The sequence below is a fragment of the Roseovarius sp. YIN77 genome (genome assembly GCF_057219155.1).
The window spans coordinates 1-24,222 of record NZ_JBXVVI010000021.1 but is presented as its reverse complement, the minus strand read 5'-3'; the positions used below and the strand labels follow the sequence as shown (position 1 = coordinate 24,222).

General features: G+C 55.6%; 29 protein-coding genes, 1 tRNA gene and 1 riboswitch. Of the genes, 16 read left to right on the top strand and 14 right to left on the bottom strand.

The window, feature by feature from the left end:
• The first annotated feature begins 43 nt into the window (after positions 1-43).
• Entirely contained in the window at positions 44-1,084 is a 1,041-nt protein-coding gene (locus AC2D8P_RS14560; RefSeq protein ID WP_484703528.1) for an NAD(P)/FAD-dependent oxidoreductase, read from the top strand.
• Here the strand turns inward: AC2D8P_RS14560 and AC2D8P_RS14555 are convergent.
• Together AC2D8P_RS14555 and AC2D8P_RS14550 are read right to left on the bottom strand one after the other, a co-directional pair.
• Positions 1,079-1,915, bottom strand: a complete 837-nt coding sequence (locus tag AC2D8P_RS14555) for an HTD2 family dehydratase (RefSeq protein ID WP_484703527.1) — start codon at positions 1,913-1,915, stop codon at positions 1,079-1,081. The genes AC2D8P_RS14560 and AC2D8P_RS14555 overlap by 6 nt on opposite strands.
• A complete protein-coding gene (locus AC2D8P_RS14550) occupies positions 1,912-2,454 on the bottom strand; it encodes an NADPH-dependent FMN reductase (RefSeq protein ID WP_484703526.1) in 543 nt (180 codons plus the stop codon). Before AC2D8P_RS14550 ends, AC2D8P_RS14555 begins: the two co-directional genes overlap by 4 nt.
• 156 nt (positions 2,455-2,610) lie before the next feature.
• Between AC2D8P_RS14550 and AC2D8P_RS14545 the strand changes: the two genes are divergently transcribed.
• Positions 2,611-2,928 carry a hypothetical protein gene (locus AC2D8P_RS14545; RefSeq protein WP_484703525.1) on the top strand — a complete coding sequence of 106 codons (318 nt, stop codon included), beginning with the start codon at positions 2,611-2,613 and terminating at the stop codon, positions 2,926-2,928.
• Here AC2D8P_RS14545 and AC2D8P_RS14540 read toward each other — a convergent pair.
• The 5 genes from AC2D8P_RS14540 to AC2D8P_RS14520 all read right to left on the bottom strand — a co-directional run bounded on the left by AC2D8P_RS14540 (position 2,922) and on the right by AC2D8P_RS14520 (position 5,881).
• Positions 2,922-3,449 carry a hypothetical protein gene (locus AC2D8P_RS14540; RefSeq protein ID WP_484703524.1) on the bottom strand — a complete coding sequence of 176 codons (528 nt, stop codon included), beginning with the start codon at positions 3,447-3,449 and terminating at the stop codon, positions 2,922-2,924. The genes AC2D8P_RS14545 and AC2D8P_RS14540 overlap by 7 nt on opposite strands.
• 58 nt (positions 3,450-3,507) lie before the next feature.
• Complete coding sequence (locus AC2D8P_RS14535) at positions 3,508-4,191, bottom strand: CbtA family protein (protein ID WP_484703523.1); 684 nt, start codon at positions 4,189-4,191, stop codon at positions 3,508-3,510.
• A gap of 3 nt (positions 4,192-4,194) precedes the next feature.
• The gene (locus AC2D8P_RS14530) at positions 4,195-4,365 is read right to left on the bottom strand and encodes a CbtB domain-containing protein (protein WP_484703522.1); all 171 of its coding nucleotides are present in this window, start codon (positions 4,363-4,365) and stop codon (positions 4,195-4,197) included.
• A gap of 40 nt (positions 4,366-4,405) precedes the next feature.
• Positions 4,406-4,602, bottom strand: a riboswitch (cobalamin riboswitch).
• A 62-nt stretch (positions 4,603-4,664) separates the two neighbouring features.
• Complete coding sequence (locus tag AC2D8P_RS14525) at positions 4,665-5,384, bottom strand: response regulator (protein ID WP_484703521.1); 720 nt, start codon at positions 5,382-5,384, stop codon at positions 4,665-4,667.
• Complete coding sequence (locus tag AC2D8P_RS14520) at positions 5,381-5,881, bottom strand: MarR family winged helix-turn-helix transcriptional regulator (RefSeq protein ID WP_484703520.1); 501 nt, start codon at positions 5,879-5,881, stop codon at positions 5,381-5,383. Before AC2D8P_RS14520 ends, AC2D8P_RS14525 begins: the two co-directional genes overlap by 4 nt.
• A 176-nt stretch (positions 5,882-6,057) precedes the next feature.
• Between AC2D8P_RS14520 and AC2D8P_RS14515 the strand changes: the two genes are divergently transcribed.
• Positions 6,058-6,924 (top strand): branched-chain amino acid aminotransferase, encoded by an 867-nt coding sequence (locus AC2D8P_RS14515; RefSeq protein ID WP_484703519.1) that lies wholly within the window; start codon positions 6,058-6,060, stop codon positions 6,922-6,924.
• 60 nt (positions 6,925-6,984) lie between these two features.
• On the opposite strand, the gene cueR is transcribed toward AC2D8P_RS14515, so the two are convergent.
• The 3 genes from cueR to AC2D8P_RS14500 all read right to left on the bottom strand — a co-directional run bounded on the left by cueR (position 6,985) and on the right by AC2D8P_RS14500 (position 10,012).
• Complete coding sequence (gene cueR, locus AC2D8P_RS14510; protein ID WP_484703518.1) at positions 6,985-7,374, bottom strand: Cu(I)-responsive transcriptional regulator; 390 nt, start codon at positions 7,372-7,374, stop codon at positions 6,985-6,987.
• Complete coding sequence (locus AC2D8P_RS14505; protein ID WP_484703517.1) at positions 7,371-9,611, bottom strand: heavy metal translocating P-type ATPase; 2,241 nt, start codon at positions 9,609-9,611, stop codon at positions 7,371-7,373. Before AC2D8P_RS14505 ends, cueR begins: the two co-directional genes overlap by 4 nt.
• A 161-nt stretch (positions 9,612-9,772) precedes the next feature.
• On the bottom strand, positions 9,773-10,012 hold the full coding sequence (locus AC2D8P_RS14500) for a hypothetical protein (RefSeq protein WP_484703516.1): 240 nt from the start codon (positions 10,010-10,012) through the stop codon (positions 9,773-9,775).
• A gap of 95 nt (positions 10,013-10,107) precedes the next feature.
• On the opposite strand from AC2D8P_RS14500, the gene AC2D8P_RS14495 reads away from it, so the two are divergent.
• The 5 genes from AC2D8P_RS14495 (at position 10,108) to AC2D8P_RS14475 (ending at position 12,249) form a co-directional block, all read left to right on the top strand.
• Entirely contained in the window at positions 10,108-10,815 is a 708-nt protein-coding gene (locus tag AC2D8P_RS14495; RefSeq protein ID WP_484703515.1) for a M48 family metallopeptidase, read from the top strand.
• Between the two features lie 71 nt (positions 10,816-10,886).
• A complete protein-coding gene (locus tag AC2D8P_RS14490) occupies positions 10,887-11,138 on the top strand; it encodes a DUF6455 family protein (protein WP_484703514.1) in 252 nt (83 codons plus the stop codon).
• 23 nt (positions 11,139-11,161) lie between these two features.
• Positions 11,162-11,515, top strand: coding sequence for a YigZ family protein (locus AC2D8P_RS14485; protein WP_484703513.1), 354 nt, complete (start codon positions 11,162-11,164; stop codon positions 11,513-11,515).
• A gap of 112 nt (positions 11,516-11,627) precedes the next feature.
• Positions 11,628-11,924: a hypothetical protein gene (locus AC2D8P_RS14480; RefSeq protein WP_484703512.1), complete on the top strand. Its 297-nt coding sequence runs from the start codon at positions 11,628-11,630 to the stop codon at positions 11,922-11,924.
• A gap of 94 nt (positions 11,925-12,018) precedes the next feature.
• Positions 12,019-12,249, top strand: coding sequence for a WGR domain-containing protein (locus AC2D8P_RS14475; protein ID WP_484703511.1), 231 nt, complete (start codon positions 12,019-12,021; stop codon positions 12,247-12,249).
• Between the two features lie 115 nt (positions 12,250-12,364).
• Here the strand turns inward: AC2D8P_RS14475 and AC2D8P_RS14470 are convergent, their stop codons facing one another.
• Both AC2D8P_RS14470 and AC2D8P_RS14465 read right to left on the bottom strand, forming a co-directional pair.
• Positions 12,365-12,730, bottom strand: a complete 366-nt coding sequence (locus tag AC2D8P_RS14470) for a DUF3775 domain-containing protein (RefSeq protein WP_484703510.1) — start codon at positions 12,728-12,730, stop codon at positions 12,365-12,367.
• A 118-nt stretch (positions 12,731-12,848) separates the two neighbouring features.
• Complete coding sequence (locus tag AC2D8P_RS14465; RefSeq protein ID WP_484703509.1) at positions 12,849-13,643, bottom strand: DUF2793 domain-containing protein; 795 nt, start codon at positions 13,641-13,643, stop codon at positions 12,849-12,851.
• Between the two features lie 170 nt (positions 13,644-13,813).
• Here AC2D8P_RS14465 and trxA point away from each other — a divergent pair, with 170 nt between their 5' ends.
• From trxA to AC2D8P_RS14430, 7 genes are all read left to right on the top strand, one after another.
• Positions 13,814-14,722: a thioredoxin gene (trxA, locus tag AC2D8P_RS14460; RefSeq protein ID WP_484703508.1), complete on the top strand. Its 909-nt coding sequence runs from the start codon at positions 13,814-13,816 to the stop codon at positions 14,720-14,722.
• A 26-nt stretch (positions 14,723-14,748) separates the two neighbouring features.
• Complete coding sequence (locus AC2D8P_RS14455) at positions 14,749-15,384, top strand: LON peptidase substrate-binding domain-containing protein (protein WP_484703507.1); 636 nt, start codon at positions 14,749-14,751, stop codon at positions 15,382-15,384.
• The gene (locus AC2D8P_RS14450) at positions 15,381-15,566 is read left to right on the top strand and encodes a Trm112 family protein (RefSeq protein WP_484703506.1); all 186 of its coding nucleotides are present in this window, start codon (positions 15,381-15,383) and stop codon (positions 15,564-15,566) included. The genes AC2D8P_RS14455 and AC2D8P_RS14450 overlap by 4 nt, the downstream gene beginning before the upstream one ends.
• A gap of 134 nt (positions 15,567-15,700) precedes the next feature.
• The gene (locus tag AC2D8P_RS14445) at positions 15,701-16,741 is read left to right on the top strand and encodes an endonuclease/exonuclease/phosphatase family protein (protein ID WP_484703505.1); all 1,041 of its coding nucleotides are present in this window, start codon (positions 15,701-15,703) and stop codon (positions 16,739-16,741) included.
• An 86-nt stretch (positions 16,742-16,827) separates the two neighbouring features.
• A complete protein-coding gene (gene leuB, locus AC2D8P_RS14440) occupies positions 16,828-17,934 on the top strand; it encodes a 3-isopropylmalate dehydrogenase (protein WP_484703504.1) in 1,107 nt (368 codons plus the stop codon).
• Between the two features lie 106 nt (positions 17,935-18,040).
• Positions 18,041-19,006 (top strand): DMT family transporter, encoded by a 966-nt coding sequence (locus AC2D8P_RS14435; protein ID WP_484703503.1) that lies wholly within the window; start codon positions 18,041-18,043, stop codon positions 19,004-19,006.
• A gap of 46 nt (positions 19,007-19,052) precedes the next feature.
• A tRNA-Pro gene (locus AC2D8P_RS14430) sits at positions 19,053-19,129 on the top strand.
• A gap of 2,056 nt (positions 19,130-21,185) precedes the next feature.
• Here the strand turns inward: AC2D8P_RS14430 and AC2D8P_RS14425 are convergent.
• Both AC2D8P_RS14425 and AC2D8P_RS14420 read right to left on the bottom strand, forming a co-directional pair.
• On the bottom strand, positions 21,186-22,685 hold the full coding sequence (locus tag AC2D8P_RS14425) for a M20/M25/M40 family metallo-hydrolase (RefSeq protein WP_484703502.1): 1,500 nt from the start codon (positions 22,683-22,685) through the stop codon (positions 21,186-21,188).
• A gap of 14 nt (positions 22,686-22,699) precedes the next feature.
• Positions 22,700-23,368, bottom strand: coding sequence for a hypothetical protein (locus AC2D8P_RS14420; protein ID WP_484703501.1), 669 nt, complete (start codon positions 23,366-23,368; stop codon positions 22,700-22,702).
• Between the two features lie 94 nt (positions 23,369-23,462).
• Here AC2D8P_RS14420 and AC2D8P_RS14415 point away from each other — a divergent pair, with 94 nt between their 5' ends.
• Positions 23,463-24,059, top strand: coding sequence for a TetR/AcrR family transcriptional regulator (locus AC2D8P_RS14415; protein WP_484703500.1), 597 nt, complete (start codon positions 23,463-23,465; stop codon positions 24,057-24,059).
• Positions 24,060-24,222: the final 163 nt, after the last annotated feature.

The window sequence follows — 24,222 nt, the reverse complement described above, 5'->3', positions numbered from 1 at the left end:
TAATACCCGGTCAACGGAGTGAGCATTAACAGGGATCGCAGGTTTGGCAATGGCGGATGTCACGATCAGGGGGGCGGGGATTTTTGGCTTGTCAATTGCCTGGGAATGTCTGCGACGCGGCGCCCGGGTGCGTGTGATTGATCCAAACGGGGTTGGCGCGGGTTCTAGCGGAGGTTTGGTGGGCGCGCTATCCCCCCACACACCTGAAAACTGGAATGATAAGAAACAGGTTCAGTTCGACAGCCTGATCACGGCAGAGGTGTTCTGGGCCGAGGTGGACGCAGCATCAGGGCAGTCTTCCGGTTATGGTCGCGTCGGACGGCTTCAACCCATTGCTGATGAGCGCGGGCTTGAATTGGCCCGTGCCCGCGCGACAGAGGCCGAAACGCTGTGGCAGGGCCAAGCAACGTGGCAGGTCATTGCCGCAGATCAGGCAGAAGACTGGGCACCCTCATCCCCAACGAGTTGGCTAATCCATGACACGCTTAGCGCCCGCATGCATCCCCGACAGGCATGCACCAGCCTTGCCGCCGCCATTCAAGAATCTGGCGGTCAGATATTGGCGGAGAGTCCAGACATTGGGCCCGTTGTTTGGGCAACCGGGTATCAGGGCCTGTTGGACCTATCAGAGGCATTGCGACAACCCGTCGGAAACGGTGTGAAGGGTCAAGCCGCGTTGTTGGAGTATGACGCCCGTGGCATGCCACAACTGTTTGTCGATGGTTTGCACATCATTCCCCATGCCGATGGCACCACTGCCATCGGGTCCACCAGTGAGCGGGACTTTGATGATCCGAAGTCAACGGACCAAGACCTCGAAGACATTATCGCCAAAGCCCGTGACACCTGCCCCTCTTTGCGCGACGCCCCGGTCTTGGAGCGGTGGGCCGGGGTGCGGCCCCGCGCGAAAAGTCGGGCCCCTATGTTAGGATCATGGCCCGGTCGCACGGATCATTTCATCGCCAATGGCGGTTTCAAAATCGGATTTGGCATGGCCCCCGTTATTGCCCGGATGATGGCTGATCTGGTTCTGAATGGTCAGGACAGCATTCCAGAGACGTTCAGAGTCGAGGCAAACCTATGATGCCCATTTACCGCTGGCGCGTATAATCTGACGCCCATCCGCCCCACGTATCCACAGATTTTGTCCGGCCCGACAAAAATCTGCCTCTTCGCCTTGCATCAAGGGGGAGGTTGATCGAAATGAAAACGTTGTCAGCGGCCCCAATTCCCGTTCCGCTTTCAACATCAACATCTGAGCTAAAATCGGGCCGTGAACCACCAGGCCGCTGTAACCTTCGTCATTCTGTGCGTAATCCTGATCATAATGGATGCGATGCCCATTTAGGGTCAGGGCGGAATATCTGAACAGAAGCGTGGTGGAAAACTGCATTCTTTCACAGCTTTTCTCATCATTGCGGGCCTTAGGCGCGATCGGGGTCGGTGCCTCCGGATCATGTTCCGCCCGGTAGATCAGGTCCTGATCTTCGATCGTACATAGCTGATCCTGTTGCCAAATCTCATGCCGGATCGTGACCATCGCCAACGGGCCGGTCCGCCCGCTCTTTTGATCCACCCTGACAACGGTCGAGCGTTTTTCCGCGTGAATGCCCGCTAAAATCGGTGCGTTGAACTGAAGTCGCCCCCCCGCCCACATACGCCGGTGAAGGCCCAAATCAGGCACGAAACTCCCGATCCGCGTATGACCATCCCACCCCAATTCAGTAGGCGGCTGAACATCCCAGAAATAAATCTGATGAAAGAAGGCGGGCAGTGGATCGCCATAACTAAACCGATCAGCCAACCCTAGCGCGGCTGATAGTGCTGAGGCGCGTGCCGGATCGATCTGGCAGCTTGCCACTTGCTGTCGCCCAACAGCACCCAATACCAAATCGCGATCGCCTTGCTGGCTCAATCCCGCTCTGCCTCCGCTCTCAACCTGTCCATCAAGGTCTGAAGGGTCGTGAGATAGCGCTCATTTGTCAGCGTACCATCGTCATCGAACTCTCTCGCAGCACCGGCAATCATGACCTCTGGCCCGGTCAGCAATCGGGGCTGAAAGGGCGTCAATGCAAGGCGCAGGGAATATTGCGCCCGCGCGCCGCCCGCCCGACCTGCCGCTGCCGACATGATCGCCACGGGTTTGTCCAGCCATGGCTTTCCCTTGGTCCGACTGACCCAATCCAAAGCGTTTTTCAGAACGCCCGACATGGCCTGATTGTATTCCGGGGTCGAAATCGCCACGGCATCAGCAGCAGCAATCTGATCCGCCAAAGTTTGAACGGCGCTGGGTATGCCCTGAGCGTCCTCCACATCTCCATTGTAAAGTTGCAAATTCAGATCGGCGACGGTCGGCTCCACCCCGAACAGTCTGGCGGATTCTGCCACCAGTTTCCGATTGACGGAACCGGTGCGAAGCGACCCGGATATCGTTAACAACGTTGGTACGGTCATTATTTTCCCTGCCTTGGCGACTGATTGGACCCTGACCATATTGTCCCGCCGAAGCAACCCCAACACACGCACAGTTGAGATGAACCAATGCACAACCCAGCATGTGTAACCAATTGTTAACCATGTTGCCCGAAGCTCGACTAAAACAGAGCCGACATGCGATCCCAGTTTCTGATCTTTGCGATCCTTCTTGTTACGGCCTGCAATGGTCCGAGCCCTGCCCTGCGCGGGTCAGAGGGTGAAGAGGTGGAGGTCGAAGGCAGTCGATTTCTGGTCTATCGCCGCGGAATTCAGGCCGAAGCCATACGCACCAGTTTCGAATTTCCTGCAACCGTCCGCCATATCTTTCCAAAGGCCGCAATCGCGATAGAACACGCCACCGGGTGCCCGCCCCATATCGCCTCGATGACCGGGGATGCCGCGCATATCAAGGCGGATTTAAACTGCCCAGAGGCGCGGAAACAGGTTTACTGACCTGCGGTGGCGAATGTTTCCCGGCACTCAGGCAAGGCGCACGAAATGATCAGCGGTACGCCCCCGACGGCAAGCTGGCTGTGATTATTGCTGTTTAACGTTACGGTCAGGGTTTCGGCATCCTCTGGCACAGCGCCGATATGGAACCAAGGTCCATAAATGCGCGCAATCTTTACGCCATCCACATAGACATGAGCGTGACCCTCACCCGCGACGTGAGGGCCGTTCACATTGTCCGGTGCAAAGCGGAAGTTCTGCGTCTTAAGTTCAAGGTTCCAGCCACCGGGTTCGGAATGCAGGACCATATCCAAACTTGGAGCGAGCAAATCCGCAGAAAAATCAATCATGGCATCGTGACTATGGGATGCCGCATGACCCTCACGAACGGCTTCCTCTGCCCCATGATCGTGCGAACCATGATCATGGCCGTCGAGCGTTGCGCCGGTGGACACAGCCAACAGAAACCCGAAACCGGTGCCGAAAAAGAGAGCGATTACAATAAACGCAAGTGTTTTCTGCATGATAATATCTTTCAGATACGTCGGGCCACTATTGCGGCCCGACTATCCAATCAGCTGCTTAAGCAGATTCACGTGACCAGAAATGGCCCGCAAAGGTACCCAGCATCGCCCAGGCAGCAAGACCAACGCCAAGCGCGCGGGCGGCAAATTCGCCCGCCAGTTCCGGCGGAACGGGGCCTGCAAATTCATCTGGATGCGGCGCGCCGATCACATGCGGCGCCAAAAGCAGAATGATACCCACACCCCACATCGCCCAGCCGCGACCAAAGGCGATCAGCCACAATGCGACAGCCGTCGCTGTAACCGTGCCGAACCACCAAACCTGACGCTCACCAACATCAGCGGCGGCCGATCCCGGCAGTTCCGGTGGCAGGCCAAATGCAGGGGCAAGCTGTACCGCGATCCATCCGGCGACACCCCAGATCATCCCGGTGCGGGCGTCGATCTTCGCCCCGCGTTCAGCGGCCAAAGACATACCGGCCACCAAGAGCAAACCATAGCCGACATAAATCAGGGCCGTGAACAGAACACTCAGCCCATCCCGCATGATATTGACGCCTTGCGCGGCTAACAAATCATGCGCATTGGCCCCGGTCGCGGCGCCGAAATGCACAAGATCGCCGCCCTCGTACAGCTCTGAATGCAGCAATACGGGTTGCACGAATGACAGTTGCAGCACGGCGGCAATCAGCCCTGCTGCAAACCCAGCGAACAACGCGCTGGTCAAAATTTTCTGGAACATGGTTTAGTGGCAGGGGAAGCCAGTTGCGTGACGCATGTCATGTGCCGCGTCATGCAAAGTTGCCGCCTGTACGTGGCCAGCCAGAGTGATGATGCCGAGGCCCAAAACAGCGGCGCTGAGTACAGCAAAGGCCGAGCTGCGGACGGAGGCGGTGGTTTTAACCAGAGTTGCCATTTTCGTTCTCCTATTCCCTGTCACACCCGACAGGGTGGGGTTTTCTGTTTTATGCTCGGCCGGTCTCCTGGCTCGCGGATCAGATGCCTGCGCCGCCTTCCCGGGTTGCCCCAGTGGCATGTGGCGCACGCTTTCCGCTTACAGTCGCGGGGGCGGCCGGGGCTTTGGATATCCTCACCCCATTCCCATTTCACCCTGACGCATCGCGCCAAAGGAACCGTGCATCCCCCCTTGTGCCTCCGCAGAGCGTTTCCGGTCAAGTAGATTCGCGGCAGCGTAGATAGATTTTCCGACTTATATTAATCCGACGCCAACATATATCCGGCACCCCGTACGGTCTGTAGGTATCGCGGCTGTTTTGGGTCGGTTTCCAACTTGCGGCGCAGACGGGTGATTTGCACATCCACCGCCCGTTCCTGTGCCTGCCCACCGTCCCGTCCGCTATTGCGGCCCAGTTCCTCAACCAGTTGCCCACGGCTGAACGGCTCCCCGGGTTTTGCCGAAAATATCTTCATCAACTGCGCTTCTGTTGCGGTCAGACGAATTTGTTCCTCCCCTTGCCACAGCTCACCCCGTTCCACGTCATAGCGCACTATTCCCAGAACCAGCATCTTCGGCCCCTGGTCTGCGATCGCCGGTTGTGGCACCCGCCTGAGAATGGCGTTTATCCTCAGCAGCAATTCCTTGGGCTCAAACGGCTTGGCCAGATAGTCATCAGCGCCGGCCTGCAAGCCCCTGATCCGATCTTCGGTTTCTCCTTTTGCTGTCAGCAACATAATCGGGGTACCTACACCCTCGGCGCGCAAGGCCTCCGTCAGGCTCACACCATCTTCGCCTGGCATCATCACATCCATGACGATCAAATCGAATTCCAGCCCCGACAGGATACGCCGGGCATGGGCAGCATCGCGCGCAATCGTCACCCAGAACCCATGACGCACGAGAAACTGTTTCAGCAACGTGCGGATGCGTTCATCATCATCGACAATCATCAGATGCGCGTCAAATTCCGCCGTCATGATCGCACCTCCCGCAATGTGTTGAAGTGTCGGCGCAAGGCCGGGTCCATCATCGCCTCTAACACCTGCCTGAACCCACGCACTGCATCGGGGCCAGCGGCACGATAGGCGGCGCGCATCCGGCTGCGTTGCGCTTCTGACAATTCTCGTTCCAATTCGGTTCCCTTTTCAGTCAGGCGAAGATGACGTTCGCGTTTGTCCTGAGTGCCCACGCGGCTTTCGACCAGGCCATCCTCGATCAGCGCCCGCAGCACCCGGTTTAAGGATTGCTTGGTCACGCCCAGAATGGACAGCAGATTGTTCACCGTGGTCCCCGGCTGTCGGTTGATGAAATGCAAGGCCCTGTGATGGGCGCGCCCGTAGGAATGGTTTTCCAGGATACGGTCAGGGTCCGCCGTGAACCCACGATAGGCGAAAAACATCGCCTCGATCCCCTTGCGTAACTGCTCATCGGTTAGATACAGCAGCCCTTCACCTCCGGAAGACCCGTCCGACATAACGCCCCTCTCACTTTTTTTGTCATCTGGCGCGATTTTATGTCAGTGTTATTGACTTTCCAAGAATCAATTCGTAACAACTGTCAGTTTTCGCGCAATTTTACGTCCGATGCGGACATATTTGCGCAACAATCGTAAAATCACCCCGCTGGGGCGCACTGCAAAGGGATTTAGAGATGGCCTCTTATGACGACCGCGATGGCAAAATCTGGATGGATGGCAAGCTGATCGACTGGCGTGATGCCAATGTGCACATCCTGAGCCACGCAATGCATTATGCGTCTTCGGTGTTTGAGGGAGAGCGTGCCTATAATGGCAAGATCTTCAAAAGCCGCGAACATTCGGAACGCCTGCATTTCTCTGCCGGTCAGCTTGATTTTCAGATCCCTTTCACCGTCGATGAGCTTGAGGCCGCCAAACAGGAAATCCTGACTGCCAACGGCTTTACCGATGCTTATGTACGTGCGGTTGCCTGGCGCGGCGCGGGTGAAGATATGGGTGTCGCCTCTGCCCGCAATCCGGTTCGCGTGGCCATCGCCGCTTGGGAATGGGGCGCCTATTACGGTGACGCCAAGATGAAGGGCGCAAAGCTCGACATTTCCAAATGGAAGCGGCCCAGCCCGGAAACCATTCCCAGCCATGCCAAAGCAGCAGGCCTTTACATGATCTGCACGCTGTCCAAACACGCGGCAGAGGCCAAAGGCTGTTCCGACGCCATGATGTTCGACTATCGCGGTTATGTGGCCGAAGCGACCGGCGCCAATATGTTCTTTGTCAAGGATGGCGAGGTGCACACCCCGCTGGCCGATTGCTTCCTGAACGGCCTGACCCGTCAGACCGTTATCGGCATGCTGAAAGATCGCCAGATCAAGGTTCATGAACGCCACATCATGCCTGGCGAACTGGAAGGGTTTGAACAATGCTGGCTGACCGGCACCGCGGCAGAGGTTACCCCCGTCGGCAAGATCGGGGATTACAATTTCGAAGTCGGCAGCATCACCCGCGATATTGCCGAAGGGTACGAAAAACTGGTTCGTGAATAGCCGGAAACAATTGCCCGAACATGTACAAGGCAGGAGGCTTCTCCTGCCTTATTCTTTGCCTTAAACCTCGACGGCCAAATCTTTCAGGATCGGGCAATCCGGTCGGTCATCTCCGGCACAACAATCGACCAAATGCGCCAAGGTGTCCCGCATTTGGGACAGTTCCAGCAACTTCATGTCGATCTGTTCCAGATGGCTTTGTGCTAATCTTTTTACATCTGAACTTGCCCGGGACTGATCCTCATACAGCGCCATCAAAGTGCGACAATCCTCAATCGAAAATCCAAGCGACCGTGCCCGTCCCAAAAAGGCAAGCTTGTGCAGATCACCCGGGGAAAAACTGCGATACCCGTTCTGGTCACGGGCCGGATTGATCAGCCCGATATCCTCGTAATAACGGATCGTTTTTGCAGGCAGCTTGGCCTTTGCGGCCACATCTCCGATATTCATCTTGCCTCCTTACCCCTGACATTCCGCAGTCGTAATGCATTGGACAGCACAAAGACTGATGAGAGCGCCATCGCCCCCGCCGCCAAAGCCGGCGACAGAAGGATACCAAAGACCGGGAACAGAACACCAGCCGCGACCGGGATCAGGGCAATATTGTACCCAAAGGCCCAGAACAGGTTCTGACGGATGTTGCGCATGATACGGTTGGAGACGTCAATGGCCTGCTCGACACCTTGCAAATCCCCCGCCATCAAAACAACATCGGCCGCTTCGATGGCGATATCCGTGCCTGTGCCAATTGCGATCCCAACATCGGCCGTCGCCAGAACCGGCGCATCATTGATACCGTCACCGACAAATGCGACCTTTCTGCCTTCGGCCTTTAGACCGTTCAATGCATCGACCTTCTGATCTGGCAGCAGTTCAGAATGGACAACATCTATACCCAGTTCACCGGCAATCGCGCGCGCGGCGACGGTGTTATCACCAGTCATCATGACGATTTGCACGCCCCTGCCCTGCAAGGCAGTGATCACACTTTGGGCGTCAGGACGAATTGTGTCGGACACGGCCAGAACGGCAGCCGGTTGATCGTCTATAGTTGCATAAAATGGCGTTTTCCCCTGCGTGGCCCAACCCTGCCCGATGGTGATCAATTCCGATATATCGATGCCCTCCCGGGCAAACAGCCGATCCGCGCCAACCATCACCATGTGCCCCTCTACCACTGCTTCCAGCCCATATCCGGGATGCGCCTGAAACGATGACACCGCTGCAGGCTCACCTTCATATGCCTCAAGGATTGCGGTTGAAATCGGGTGTTCGGATTGCGCCTCTACAGACGCAATCAGGCGCAAGGCCTGCGCATTGTCAAAACCGTTCGCTGTCTTGAAATCAACCATGCGGGGCTTGCCCAAAGTCAGAGTGCCCGTCTTATCAAAAGCGACTGTGTCCGACTCCGTCAACCGGTGCAACGCGTCGCCCGTGTTGAACAGAACACCCAATTGCGCGGCCCTTCCGGTGCCGACAACGATTGATGTCGGCGTCGCAAGCCCCATGGCACAGGGGCAAGCGATGATCAGCACCGATACCCCCGCAACAAGGGCATGAGTCAGAACCGGCTCTGGGCCAAGAAACAGCCAGACCACCACCGTCAGGATCGCAACGCCCAACACCGCCGGGACGAACCAAAGCGTAATCCGATCAACCAAATCCTGCACGGGCAGCTTTGTATTCTGCGCCCGCTCGACCATCTTGACGATCTGCGCCAGAACCGTATCCGCACCAACCGCCGTGGCGCGATAGCGCAGGGCACCTGTTGTGTTCACCGTACCGCTATGCACCTTGGCGCCGATATCCTTTGCAACGGGAATAGGCTCGCCCGTCAGCATGCTCTCATCCACATGAGAGGCCCCTGAAATCACCTCCCCATCCACGGCGATCTGCTCTCCGGGTCGCGCCAGGATCACATCCCCGATACGAACCTGGGCAATAGGCATTTCGGAGGGTGTGCCATCTTGCTCCACCAGCGCAACTTTTGGCTGCAACCCGATCAGGCGCCGGATGGCTTCCGATGTGCGCCCCTTTGCCCGGGCCTCCAGAAATCGGCCCAACAGAATCAGCGCAACGATCATAACGGCTGCCTCAAAATAGACCGCGCGCGATTGTTCTGGCACCAGATGCGGCGCAAAGGTCACCACCGTGGAATAGACCCAGGCCGCCAATGTTCCCACCGCAACCAGAGAATTCATTTCCGGCGCTCCGCGCATTAACGCTGGTATTCCTTTTACCACAAACACCCGGCCCGGCCCCACCATGACAGCACTCGTCAACGCAAATTGAATGATCAGATTTGCTTTCATCCCAATCGTCTGCATGATCAGATCTTTGATCGCAGGCACGTGATGCCCCCCCATCGACAGGACAAAAACAGGAAATGCCAGCACAAGAGCCAGAACAAAGTTCTTCTGCAAATTGAGAGTGTCTTGCTGATGAGGATCAGACGCGGTCCCGACGCCGTCATCAACACTGTCCTGAATAGGGTAACCCGCATGATCGAGCGCATTTGCCATCTGTGCGCGCACCGTTGGAGTGTCATAGGTCACCTCGGCGGTTTCGGTGGCGAAATTGACCTTGGCCTCCGAAACGCCATCAACCCCCAACAACGCTCGTTCAGCGCGGGCGGCACACGACGCGCAGGAAAGGCCGGATAGATGAAATGTAGCGGTCTGCGACATGGCTTGATCCAATTGAAAAGTGATCTTCAATCGATCATATAGGGCTTCCAGTAACTGGAAGGTCAAGTCTTTGTGCACAAATTATTGGCAAAGAATATCCTCATCCATGATCGCGGCATCCGCTGATCAAAAGAAGTCGCCAGGATAACATGCTTTAGATTCTAAGATCCCTCGCGTACGAGGCGATACACCCCTTCGGGCAGGTCCAGAGCAGCAGCAAGGTCGTTTAACTGGGAAATCGACAAGACAATCTTCTGCACCTGGTCGGTACGGGGATCCAGTTGCTCCAGACTGACACAATCCTCAAAAGCCTGAATGGTGATATCTTCCTGCAGATGGGCCCCGGGCTCATCCACAAGGGTGATGACGGTCGCGTCAAAATCGTGCTCGATGGTAAACATGGGGCAAAGATTACGTCGTCGGCGGGGGATTGCAAGCGGGCAAAAATCTTGGTCTTCCCTCTGGCAACACCTGCGCCCTGTGCTAAACATTCGTTATGAAAACGTATCTCGTGACCGCCTTTGCCAGCCTTCTTGCAGCGCTCGCTTTAACAGCCTGCGTTGAAACCACGTCCTCTGCCCCGGTTGAACGAAAACCGGCACCACAGGTTTCGCCGTTGCCTGCTTCGATCGCCGTCAGAAATTTTGACGTGGTCGTTGCCCGCATGGAGCCGGTGATCGAGCGTGAATGCCGCAATCGCCGGCGCGGGATAAACTGCGATTTCAACATCGTCGTTCATCCAGATGCTGACCTGCCGCCGAATGCGTTTCAGACATTGGACAAAAATGGTCGGCCCGTGATCGGCTTCACACAAAAACTAATCGCCAATATGCAAAATCGGGACGAAGTGGCCTTTGTCGTCGGGCATGAAGCCGCACATCACATTCGTGGACATATCCCCAAGACGCAGCAAAACGCCGTTACCGGTGCGTTGATCGGCACGATCATCGCCGCCGGACTGGGGGTTGAGGCGCAGCCGGTACAAGATATCGGCGCCACGATCGGGGCGCGGCGTTTTTCCAAAGATTTCGAATTGCAGGCCGATGAACTTGGTACCATCCTAACCCATTTGGCCGGATATAATCCGGTGCGTGGCTCTGCCTATTTTCAGCGCATTCCAGATCCCGGCGACAAGTTTCTGGGCACGCACCCGCCGAATAATGATCGTCAGGCGATCGTACTTCGCACAGCCGAGAGGCTTTGATTTACATCAAGGCGCACCTTGCACCCTCCCCTCATGATCGCCTCCATCCATAAAGTGGAGAGGAGGACCACATGGATTATCCCCGAAACTATACCCGCCACGCGCGCTTGGTGGGTCAGATGGCCGATGCACTGGGTATCGATATTGAGGAAAAGACGATGCGCTCTGAACTGGCACCAGAAGCGCTGGATGGGGCCATTGGCAGATGCCAAGGGTGCAGTGATCCCAGTAATTGTCGCGAATGGCTGACGTCAAACACTGATGAGGCCGACACACCGCCCTCTTACTGCCGAAACATCGAGTTTTTCAGGTTGCTCAGCTGATCTGACGCCCGCTATGTCAGGGCATGGAGATATTTGACGGCATTCTCAGCGATCGTGGCTCGAAATACGCGGTGTCTGGCGGGTCGGTGCACAACCGGGCAGAAGCTCAGGACTTTATCAGGTCTTTATGTCGGCAGAAGAAATTCGCCAAGGCGACACATAACACATGGGCCGTGTTGCTGAACGATAGCCCCTTAAAAAACGATGATGGGGAAAGCGGCGCAGGTATGGTGATCCTGCGCATGCTGGAACGCGAGGGCTTGCAAAACCATATTGTCGTGGTCACGCGATGGTATGGGGGAACCAAACTTGGCGGGGACCGGTTCCGCCGCGTTCAGGATGCTGTGCGATACTATCTGGACAACAGAAATCACTGAATTCACGCCTGTTCAACTGCATGATCATGGTTAACTTAAACCTATTTCATGCCTTGTTGTTGCCACTTTGAGTTGTGATTTTACGCTACCACACATTCACGCGAATAGAGCTATGATGCACCAAACAAACTTCATCGACCGAGTCCGCACCAAAAGCGAACTGATCAAACCGCAACCGGCCCCCGTGCAATCGCCGACACCACCAGAAAGGCACAAACCCGGGTTCATAGAGGCGTTAAACACTGAAATACGCCCCATGCTGTCCGAAGCGGTCTGGATGGTTGCCCTTTCCGTGACATTCGCACTTCCTGCAATGTTGTGGCTGAATGTGCGCCCTGCCCATGCCGTTGTCTGCGCTGCGATCTTTATTCTGTGCGGAATGGCCTTGCGCCCGACGCGCACAAAATAACTGGTGGCTTTATCCACCCCTCAGAATTTCACTTGGCCGCAGCCGACCAAATCCATGACTTGAAGCGGGATTCGCGCCCTGCTAACGTCCTGACATGGCTGTCTGCTTTCTGACGCGCACGCCCGCTGCCAAAGGGGTGCCAACCTATTATCGCATTGAAATCACGCTGAACCTTTTCGGCGAATGGTCGGTTGTGTTCAACTGGGGGCCACGCGGCACGTATGGCCAGCAGCGCATAGCGCTCTTCAACGATTTGCGCACCGCCTCCCGGATTGCTGATCAGGTGCGTGAACGCATGCTCAGCCGGGGATACAACCGGGCATAAAGCCTTACAGCGCAGCGATATTCTGACCCCGTACTCAGCATCATGGCCATCGCTTTTACCCTAGTTAACCTCAGAGGGTTTTGCCGACATATCTAATCAATGCCGGTGTTTGAGATTAAAATATCCCGTCCTCAACTTCCTCGACGGAAAAGCCCAGCGCCTCCAGCCCATTTTCCAGATGATCAGACAAATGTGGTGTCCCGATTAGATAATCTGCCGTCGGGGTTGTGGCCTCATCGCGTGCAGTCTGCATCGCCTCTCTGATCTCTGCAGCGTCGAAACTGTCACGCCCGATCCACATCACCGCAACCAGACTGACAAGCTCATCCTCATTCAGGTTTTCAATATAGGCACGCAATTCGGCCTCTGCCGGGACAGCGTTGCCACGATGTGCACCACCATCGCCCAACCCGCCGCGGTCATAAAGTTCGCGCGACAGGAATATAACCTGAGCGATTTTTCCGGGGCTGATATCCAACATGTTTGTCTCCTTCTCGAAGACACTCTAATGCCAAGTATGCGCCCGGCTTTGATCCAACGCAAATCACGTTTTCTGACCCGAGCCGCACCGCTTGCTGTATATCTGGGGCAAATATACCTTAAACCACTGTTCCAGAGGCGTCCCGCCAATCTGCCCCATCGCTCCAGATCGGTTGCGCAAGGTCTGTGTCATAAATCATCGCACCGGCACCTGCCGCACCCGCAGTGGGCCGAGACGCAGTTGCATATTGACCAACCCGCACAGCCCCGTGGACGGCAACGTCACCCGTTGCAGCGGCCACCTGCAATCCTGTCACCCACCTGCTGCCATCGGCGCTGACCTTGATCGACCAGTCATCCGTTCCGGCTAGGCCCATCTCCGCCCGGCCGCTCCAGTTGGATTGAAAAAGCAGCGATCCTGTATCACCGCTGGCGGCTTTGTTGATCTTCAACTGATGGCCAGCGCCTGCGTGATTCAGCAATGTGGCGGGCGAAGAGACTGACAGCCGGTTCGTGGTATCAGAGGTTGCGTTCACCCCCAGCCCGGCCAGGTTCTCAAAATCCGCACCTGTCAGATTGGCAGAAACAGCCCCCCACGATGCCCCATCAAAAACGATAAGTTGCTGCAGGCTCACGTCAAATGCCAACATGCCTGCAACAGGCACAACATAAGTCCATGCAGGCCCTTCAAAGGCGGCAACCTTGCTATCCTGCCCGGCCCATTCCCCTGCGCCGCCTGTGGCGATGATGTACCGATCCCCAATCGCCGGACTGGTCGGTGGGGTGGCTTGTTGGCCCTGAATCCCCAGATGGACAAGGATATCCAGCAGGCGCAGCGCCTCGTTATGGGTCACGTGTTTCTGCGCTTGGGAGGCCGCGATGTAAGGCAATGAATGGATCGTTGTTTGGGTCATTGGGTCATCCGTCAAATCGGTAAAATCCCACGCAGTAGGAATAGGATTGGTTCAGATTTCTTTTTTACAGCGTTCGTCTTTTTAAGCATTCGTTCACCCTCTCCCCCTTGCACCAGAGCATCCGATACGCCATCTACGGTGCAAACGAACCGACCCGAAGGAAACGATACATGCTAGAGTTTGGCAGCACTCAGGCGGCCCCGACCGGCGCTGATCTGATCAAGGACGGATCAGAGGCGACATTCATGCAGGATGTGGTCGAGGCCAGCCAGGAGGTTCCGGTGATCGTCGATTTCTGGGCACCTTGGTGCGGCCCATGCAAAACGCTGGGCCCAGCGCTGGAGGCTGCAGTCACCGCAGCAGGCGGCAAGGTTCGCATGGTCAAGGTCGACATCGATCAAAATCAGGCGATTGCCACACAGATGCGCATTCAGTCGATCCCGACGGTCTATGCCTTTTATCAGGGTCAACCCGTTGATGGGTTTCAGGGCGCCCTGCCGCCCTCTGAAATCACGGCATTTGTGGAGCGTGTCGCGGATCTGGCCGGAGACGGTGGACTGACTGATGCGATTGCTGCCGCTGAAGAAATGCTGGAACAGGGCGCTGCTGCGGATGCCGCCCAAACCTTTGCCGCAATCCTTGGCGAAGACCCCAATAATGCAGCGGCCTATGGCGGCCTAGTGCGTGCCCACCTTGCGACAGGCGACACCGATCAGGCAGAGGCGATCCTGAATGGCGCCCCGGCAGAGATTAGCGATACCCCGGAACTGGAGGCCGCCCGTGCCCAGCTGGAACTGGCACGTCAGGCCGCAGACGCTGGCCCTGTGGCGGAACTCCGCACCCAGATCGAGGCGAACCCGGATGATCATGACACCCGTCTGGAACTTGCCAAAGCCCTGCATGCAAACGGGAATATCGAAGAGGCTGTCGATGAATTGCTGGAACTGTTCCGCCGCGACAGGGAATGGAATGACGGTGCTGCCAAGGCCCAGCTATTCACGATATTTGACGCACTGAAACCCAATGATCCAGTGGTGCTGAATGGCCGTCGCAAGCTGTCGTCGATGATCTTTGCCTAAATTGTATTCCGCGTTAGACTGCGCCCATGTTTTCCGCCGCTGATCTGCCGGATATCGTGCCGTTATTCCCGTTGCCCGGGGCTATTGTGCTGCCGCGTGGGCATCTGCCCTTGCAAATATTTGAACCCCGATACCTGGCCATGTTGGAAGATGCGCTGAAGACTCCGCATCGTTTTATCGGCATGATTCAGCCATTGGGGCAGGATGAGCGCAACCTGCATGCAATCGGCAGCGCAGGGCGCGTCAGTTCATTCGCGGAAACCGATGACGGGCGCTATATGATCACCCTGACAGGGATATCCAGGTTCAAAATTATCGAGGAAATTGATGGGTTTACAGCTTATCGCCGGGCACGCGTTTCCTGGACTGACTTTCATTCTGATCTGGCGCGCAGTGTACAGGACACCAAGTTTCAGCGCCAAAAATTCTTGGCTTTGCTACGCCGCTATTTAAGTGCCAATGAACTGTCGACGGATTGGGACAGCCTGAAAGAGGCTGGCGATGAGATTTTGATCAACTCGCTATCAATGATGTGCCCGTTTCAGTTTGAGGACAAGCAAGCCTTGCTGGAAGCGCCGACATTGGCCGACCGGCGCGAAACGTTGGTGACGTTGATGGAATATGCCCTGCACAGCGGCAGCAATGGGGATGTGATGCAATGACGACCGAAAAACCCTTTGACCCCAAAATGTTAGAGGCACTGATCTGCCCTGTAACGCATACCGGGTTACGCTATGATGCTGAAAAACAGGAACTTATATCCGACAGGGCGAAACTGGCCTTTCCGATCCGGGGCGGTATCCCGGTGATGTTGCCGGATGAGGCGCGCAAAATCGAAGACTAACGCTGTCTTTAACCATCTGTTAACCATGCATGGCGCACCCTGCCGGGATGAATGCGCCCCACATCAGAATCCTTATATCTATTTGTTTTACATTAGTTTTTTTCGCACTACCATCACAGGTATTAGCGCAGACATTGCGTGTCGCCACCTACAACACCGAATTGAACCGGGACGGCCCGGGCCTGCTGTTGCGCGACATCCGTCGCGGAGATGAACAGGCGGCGGCAGTGGCGGATGTGATTGCGCATGTCGCCCCGGATATCATCGTTTTGCAGCGCATTGATTTTGATCATGAATTGCATGCTCTTGGCGCGCTGGCGCAGCTTTTGTCAGACCGAGGCGCCCCCTACCCGCACCGCTTTGCCCTGCGGCCAAATACGGGCCTGCAAACAGGTTACGATCTGAACGGAAATGGCTGGTTGGGGGACGCGCAGGATGCGCAGGGTTACGGCGAATTTTCGGGCCAGAACGGCATGGCGATCGTGTCGAAACTGCCGTTTGTTGCGGATCAGGTTCGCGACTTTTCGGACCTGCTGATCGCCGAAATTCCGACGCTGCGACACGTCGGTGCAGCGTCGGTATTGCGTCGGTATGATTTTTGGCGCCTTGCGTCAGTCGCCCATTGGGATGTGCCGGTTCACCTGCCCGGCGGTGCAGTTCTGCACCTGCTGGCATGGCATGGATCGACACCGGCCTTTGACGGGCCCGAGGATCGCAATGGCCAGCGTGGTGGGTTGGAGGCACTATTCTGGGCCGATTATCTGGATGGCCTCTTGCCCGCCACACCACCTGCCGCCCCTGTCATCGTGATTGGCACGGCAAATATCGATCTGGTTGACGGCGACGGATGGAATGGCGCGGTTCAGGCGCTGTTGGACCATCCCCGCCTGCAAGACCCAAAACCCCAAAGCGACGGGGGGACCGCGGCAACACAGGTTCAGGGGGGGGTGAATTCGGGGCATTCCGGCAACCCAGCGCTGGACACGGCCGATTGGCCGGATACCCCCGGGGATCCGGGAAATTTGCGCGTCAGCTATATCCTGCCTGACAGAACCCTCAGCGTAACTGATGCCGGTGTTTTCTGGCCCACAAGCGGTGCACTGGCACAGACGATGGAAACAGCCTCTCGTCACCGGCTGGTCTGGGTTGATGTGACACTTCCCGCCCCGGATTAAGCCCTGTTTCTTGACCCCCGTCGCGGAACCCGTTAGGCGGTCTCAAACCTGACAGATATGGTCCGAGAGACAAGGAACACAGACCCATGGCGAACCCCTCCCTTCTTATCCTTCCCGGTGATGGCATTGGCCGCGAGGTCATGGCCGAAGTACGCAAGATCATTGGTTGGTTCGGCGACAAACGCGGCCTGAACTTCGATATCGAGGAAGACCTGATCGGTGGCGCTGCCTATGACGAATATGGCGTGCCATTGGCCGACAGCACCATGGAAAAGGCGCAAGCCGTCGATGCCGTGTTGCTGGGCGCTGTTGGCGGACCCGCCTATGACAATCTGGATTTCAGCCTGAAACCGGAACGTGGCCTGTTGCGTATCCGCAAGGAAATGGACCTGTACGCCAACCTGCGCCCGGCCCAGTGTTTTGACGCGCTGGCGGATTTCTCCTCTCTCAAACATGAAATCGTGTCTGGTCTGGACATCATGATCGTGCGCGAGCTGACGTCCGGTTCCTATTTCGGGGAGCCGCGCGGGATTTTCAGCGAGGGCAATGAGCGCGTCGGCATCAACACCCAGCGCTACACCGAAAGCGAGATTGCGCGCGTGGCCCGTTCGGCCTTTGAACTGGCGCGGCGCCGTTCGAACAAGGTCTGTTCGATGGAAAAAGCCAATGTGATGGAATCAGGCGTGTTGTGGCGCGAGGTCGTGTGCGAGATTCACGCCGCCGAATACCCCGATGTCGAACTGTCCCACATGTATGCCGATAACGGCGCCATGCAGCTGGTGCGTGCCCCTAAACAGTTTGACGTGATCCTGACCGACAACCTGTTTGGCGATCTGTTGTCCGATTGCGCCGCCATGCTGACTGGCAGCCTTGGCATGTTGCCATCGGCCAGCCTGGGTGCCCCGATGGACAATGGCCGGCCCAAGGCGCTGTATGAACCTGTCCATGGCTCTGCCCCGGACATCGCCGGGCAAGGCAAGGCCAACCCCAGTGCCTGTGTCCTGAGCTTTGCCATGGCGCTGCGCTATTCCTTTGACCAGGGCGCAGAGGCCGATCGTCTGGAAGCCGCGGTAGAGGCCGTTCTGGCCCAGGGCATCCGCACTGCCGACTTGATGCAGGCAGATGGTGGCAAAGTGGCATCCACATCAGAAATGGGCGATGCGATCATCGCTGCGTTGAACGCAAGCCTGTAATTCACACAACATTCGAAAAAGCGCAGGGCGAAACTTCCCGGCGCTTTTATATTGCCCATTCCCTGTCGCCGGATTATGGAAACGTTAGCGATAACGGATTTTACCCATGTCACGCGCAAACCCGTCAAATCTACAAGGCGCTGCCTTTGGGCTTTTGGCTTTTGCGATCTTTTCGACCCATGATGTGATCATCAAATCGCTGGGCGGCACCTATTCGGCCTTTCAGATCGTGTTTTTCAGTGCGCTGTTCAGCTTCCCCCTGATCAGCGTGATCATGATCGGCGATCAGGAACCGGGGACGTTGCGCCCAAAACATCCGTGGTGGGTTTTGCTGCGCAGTGTCTCTGGGGCCCTGGCGGCACTGGGCGCGTTTTATGCGTTCTCCGTACTGCCCCTGGCCGATGTTTACGCCATACTATTCGCCGCCCCGTTGCTGATCACCATCCTTGCTGTTCCCATCTTAGGGGAAACCGTCAGATTGCGCCGCGGTCTGGCCGTGGTGGTCGGATTGATCGGAGTGCTCGTGGTCCTGCAACCGGGATCGGTGGAGTTTGGCCTTGGCCATGCCGCCGCGCTGTGCAGCGCCATAGCCGGTGCCCTAAACTCTATCGTGGTACGCAAAATCGGGCATGAGGAACGCAGCGTGGTGATGATCCTCTATCCGATGATCACCAATTTCGTGTTGATGGGGGCGGTTTTGCCCTTTGTGTATCAACCCCTACCGCTGAAGGATTTTGGCGCCCTGATTGTCGTGGCCTTTCTGGTGCTGCTGGCCATGTCCTGCCTAATAGCAGCCTATCGACGCGCCGATGCGATCCTGGTGGCGCCGATGCAATATTCACAGATCATCTGGGCGACCCTGTTTGGCGTCGCGCTGTTTGGGGAATATCCGACCACCAACACCTATGTCGGCACCGCAATCATTGTGCTGAGCGGCCTTTACATCCTCAGGCGTGAATCCTCTGGTGTCACATCGGAAAACAAGCCCGTTCTTCAAACCCGCACCCGGATCGGTCTGGCCACCGGATGGCGCGTCGGCGCCGCCCTGAAACGCGATGATCCCGACACATGAGGGTCTTGCCAAAGCGCACACAAAATAGTACCCCGCGCCCATCGGTCGGAGTGTAGCTCAGCCTGGTAGAGCACTGTCTTCGGGAGGCAGGGGCCGGAGGTTCGAATCCTCTCACTCCGACCAATATTTTCAAGTAGTTAGCCGAAACGTTTTCTTGAAATAACTATTCTCGCTCCTTTTTCGCTTCCGTTTCAGGCTTATTTGCTCCGATTCATCGCATCCACCGCAGTTTTTTGATGGTCGGGAGAATGGTGCCCGTAAGCCTTCTCGATGGTATCGATTGTGGTCGAGAAGTATCCCGCGACATCCCACGTCGTAGACCCTTTCTGTAGAGCCCAAGTGATAGCTGTGTGCTTGAGAGTGTGGGGTGTTACATCTGAGAGGTCGATAACGATCCCCTTTTTTGCAGCCAATTCAGACGCGAGAGTTCTTGCCGTAGCCCAGGATCGTTTTATCGAGCCAACTCTTCGACCTTGGTAATCCTCCACTACATATCGCCGCCCGTTTCTCGCTTGTCTTCGGAGATGCGACAGGTAACGCTGGGGCAGACGGGTCGGGTTTTGACGTTTTTTGGTTGCCGCCCTGCCTTGTGGATTTCGATACAGAACGCCCGTGGACATATCAACATGACCCCCCGAAATTGACGGTGTATCGATGTGCATGGCAAGGATGGTTTCGCGTCTCGATCCCGTATAGAGAGCGTGCAAAATAAAATCCTGCAGATGACGCCCTCTCGCATCAAGTGCCCTTGCAGCCTTAAGAAGCCAGGCGGCCTCTATTCGGGTCAACCAGCGTTCTTTTGGGGCAGGCTTTGCGGGCAAAGTCACCCGAGGCGCTAAAGTTAGATAACCCTCAGCGTGACAATAGTTAAGAGCACTCTGCAGAACGCCAAGCTCGCGACGTATGGTGCCATCGCCCGCCAATTGCCCAGCCTTCGTATACCGAGAAGCCGCATAGGACCGACAGCTCTGTCCACTAACCGATGAAACAGGCTGATCTTGCCAAAAACGATCAAGAGCCTCAATTGCGTACGAGATTCTTACTGGATCAGTGACGTGAGCAGCGTGCTCTTCAGCGTAAATCGCCAAGACCGTCGAGATGCTCAGATCTTGGGGATCGATTCGGCCTCGTGGTCTCAGCTTTTCATTCAGGTATTCTGCGAGAGCTGCCTCAGCTTCTTCGCGGCGGATTGCCCCGGTCGATAACCGAGTCTCTCCATCCCTGAATTCCGCAGGGTACGGGTTCCTCGTTCTCGGCATGAAAAACATTCTCCTTCATCGATGAAAAAGTGTCCATCAAACCGGGGGAACTCCAATTCACGAATTCATCTGTGAGACCATCTTTACGATCACGGTCCCAGACGTCTTTCAACCGATCTACAAGAATACGGTTGAAACCCTGAGCAAGCTCTTCTTCAGCTTGTCTCCCGGCCTAAACACTATCAAGCCGATTCAATCTACCTAAACACACCTAAATCACCCAAGCCAAAATACCCCTCCAATCTGGCCAGAATATTCAACTCGCGAAGTTATCAACTTATGCTTGCTCTATGAGCTTGAATGTCCTTTGCTGTTCTTCGTTTTCATTGGGACATGAGTAATGTGGTCAAGAGCTTATCATGAACTTAGCTTGCTACTTATCCATGTATTTTTAGTAGCTCAGAAACACTTCAAATCAATCCTGGTGTAAAAATAATGCTGAAAATTTCTGGCAGCCACGATGAGACTTCGAGACCAACTCTAAATGCGTGGAAAATACCGACTTTCGGCAGATGGCACCTAAACCACAAAGCTCGCCTATCCCCAACGCCACGACCCATGCTTAGCGCAAAATTTCTTCGTTGAAAAAATATTGCAAGTACATCTGGTGGTTGATCGGCAGTTAACCTATTTGATGTGTCGAGATAACTAAAAGGACTTCAATCATGACCACCGAGCAGTTTTACGAGAGAATTAAAGGACCAATGAATAACTACGAAGATTGGTATTGCTTGACAACGTATGAAGATGGCCGATTGGAGGTAACACATTCATGATCGCACGTTGCTCCCAACTTGAGCAGCGACAGCGGAGAGAAAAATTTCACTGTTGAGCGATTTTTGGAAAGTGAAGACGTGCATCCCCAAGCGAATTCGGAACTTCGCCAAAAACTAGGAGAGAAGTAAGCATGGTCTCCGAGGTTATAACGGTCGAGATCTCCTCAGCTTACGTTGGTCATGCGGTGCCGCAATCTTGATGAGCCTTGCGTAGAACTGGATGATCTCGACGAAGTTAGTGATGGCGATACGCTCGTTGGTGCCGTGAATCCGCGCTAGGTCGTCTGTCTCGAGCCTGCTAGGCAGAAAGCGGTAACTCTGATCAGCGATTTCGGCATATCGGCGGCTGTCCGTCCGCCCAATGAGCAATGCAGGCGCCGAAAGAACGTCCGGAATTACCTCGTGAAGTGCCGTCCGCACCTGTTCAAATGACCTTGAGTGTGCATCCGATACAGGGGAGGGATCAGAGGGCTCATTCGCCGTTATCCGAACCTCTAGGGTTGCGTCCTCAACAATATTAATGATGCGTTGGCGAACACCTTCATAGGTCTCGCCCGGCAATATCCGGATGTTCAGAACCACGCGGCCGGTCTGGGGTAAGGCATTTGTCTTAAAGCCCGATTCCATAATTGTCGGTGCCACAGTTGTTCGGATCAGCGCGTTGGTTGTGGCCGACCGCTCTAGTCGGCTGAGAAGAAGTGGCTCGGTGAACCAGCGGTTTGCCAGCACCAAACGGTTCGTGAAGGAAAGCTCTTGGCCAACATACTCAAAGAGCTGTTCAGACGGCGCGTTCAGGTCAGCCTCAAAGGGCGCATCCATTACAGCTGTCAGCGCCCGTGCCAGACGTTCATTCAATGTGTTTCTATGCGGTGCTGAGCTATGTCCGCCTTTGTCTCGCCCGACGATTTCAAGTGTAACACAGCCCTTCTCCGCCGTTCCTATGAGGGCAACAGGCTGCGCGATCCCTGGGACCATCCCGTTTGTAATAACAAGGCCTTCATCGAGCGTGAACTCCAGTTCCACGCCTCGGTCGCCAAGCACAGCTGCTATAGCTTTTGCCGCCTGAGCTCCGATCTCCTCATCATGTGTGAAAGCGAAGTAGATGGGGCGGGATGGCTTGAAGTCGTTCCCAAGGAGAGTTTCCGCCGCGGACATGTAGGCGACGAGCGAGTTCTTCATGTCTAGCGCACCGCGCCCCCAGACGAACCCATCCGTAATCGTACCGGCGAAGGGCGGATACTGCCAGTCAGCCAGTGTGCCCTCTTCAACGGGAACGACGTCCATATGGGCCGAGAACAAGATTGGCTTTTCAAGCTCAGTGCTACCTTTCCATGTGAACAAAAGGCTGAGCTCTCCAACGGTTTCGACCTCCATGTGTTCATGGACGAGCGGAAAGTTCTGCCGGAGAAACTCGTGGGACTTCAGGAAAACATCCCGCTCTGGCTTCGTATCAACCGAGTAGGACACCGTGGGAATGGCGATTGCCTCTGCGAGTAGGACTGCTGCCTGATTATTGTCGACTTTAATCAAAGAGCCGGTGTTTTCGTTGATTGGCTGTGGCCGACCAAACGTAAACGCATTGAATACTGACAGCGCGACACTTGCAGCGATTATAAGACCTAAAACTATTGAAAACGACCTCATGTCAGCCTCCCTACCTATATCCAAATGCGAGCTGGTAGCGAGGAAACGCCCCACCTGAGCCCAAGAGCGAGCCAAAATATGTACTTGCTGTCCAAGCCGACATGAGGTGCTAGAAGCATTGAAATCAACGTTGCGGAAACCACCGTCGCAACTGCAACGAGAGCCCAAGTGCCAGCACGATAGATTCCCGAGTACTTCCAGCGTTCGTTCGGGACATCGCCGACGAACAACAGGAACTGTTCTCCGTCCTCTCGAGTCGCCTGAATGGCAAGAACATTATTCATCAGCGCGATGAACACCTGCCGCTTTGCGCCAAGAGCAAGTGCAAACAGGAACAAGCAAAAGGCAATTACTCCAGCCACGGCGGGGTGGGTTGATGTCCAAGCCTCAAGAGGGTGGCCCCAAAGACCGCCGGGAAAGAGAAGGAAGAATAGGCCGCAGAGGGTAACTCCGTTTAACAGAAAGGCGTGCACATTTGCCTGGGTAATCCAAGGTTCTCCCTCATAAGCATATTCGGAAGCTACTGTGCCGCTCGTAGGTTCACCGGAGTAGGGAGACCAGTTTGATGGTCGGCTAAATAATAGATTTGGCCGTTCGCACTTCTTCAGTTCAGCCCTGACAGATACTGCAAAAGATATCCCCGCGAGAATGATGAAGGCGAGACCTGTACCAGCAATTGGCATATCAATCTCCATAATGAACATTGTTCAATTAAATATATATTGAAACTGAACAATGTTCAATATAAGTGTGTAACTAACCATCTAGGAGGTTGATTTGCCGAGAAGAAATGATCACAGCGCCGAGCAAATCAAGGCGATGATCCTTGAAGCGGGTCGTAATCTGATTCGTGAAGAAGGGATTGGTGGAATCCGGGCTCGACCTGTTGCTTCCCGTATCGGTTACGCCGTCGGCACACTCTACAATGCCTTTAATGATCTCAATGACATCGTCGAGCATATCAATACAGACACAGCACGACGGCTTTACGAAACCTGTGTCAGTGAGCCAATCCCAGACGAACCGGGAGAGGCATTGTTGGCTCTGGCAGAACGGTATTGCCAATTTGTGGAGGAAAACACCGAACTATGGCGAGCAGTGGTTGCTTATCCATTTCCTGTTGGCCATCAACCTAGTGAGGTCTACCTAGCCGAGATTCAGAAGGTCTTTCAATTAATCTGTGACGCTACTGAACCGCTTTACCGCCCAGAAGATAAGGCGCAACAAGCGCACGACGCACGGGTGCTGTGGTCATGCCTGTATGGAGTGCATGCTCTCGGTGATGCCAGTCGCTATCCGGCTGGAACCACAGTGGCAGGGATGGTCTCAACGGTTGTCGATATGTATCTCGCAATGCGTAAGAATGCTGTGTGAAGGAAGTGAAACAGCCATTCGCTGCGAAGGGTGCCAATGTCTGCTTTGCGGGTGCGGATTCAACGGATCGCCGCAACACACTGCTCGAACTTCTCTGCCGGCGTCTTGTATTGCAAGGTTTTTCGTGGCCGCTCGTTAAGCTGCCGTGCGACGGCGCTGAGTT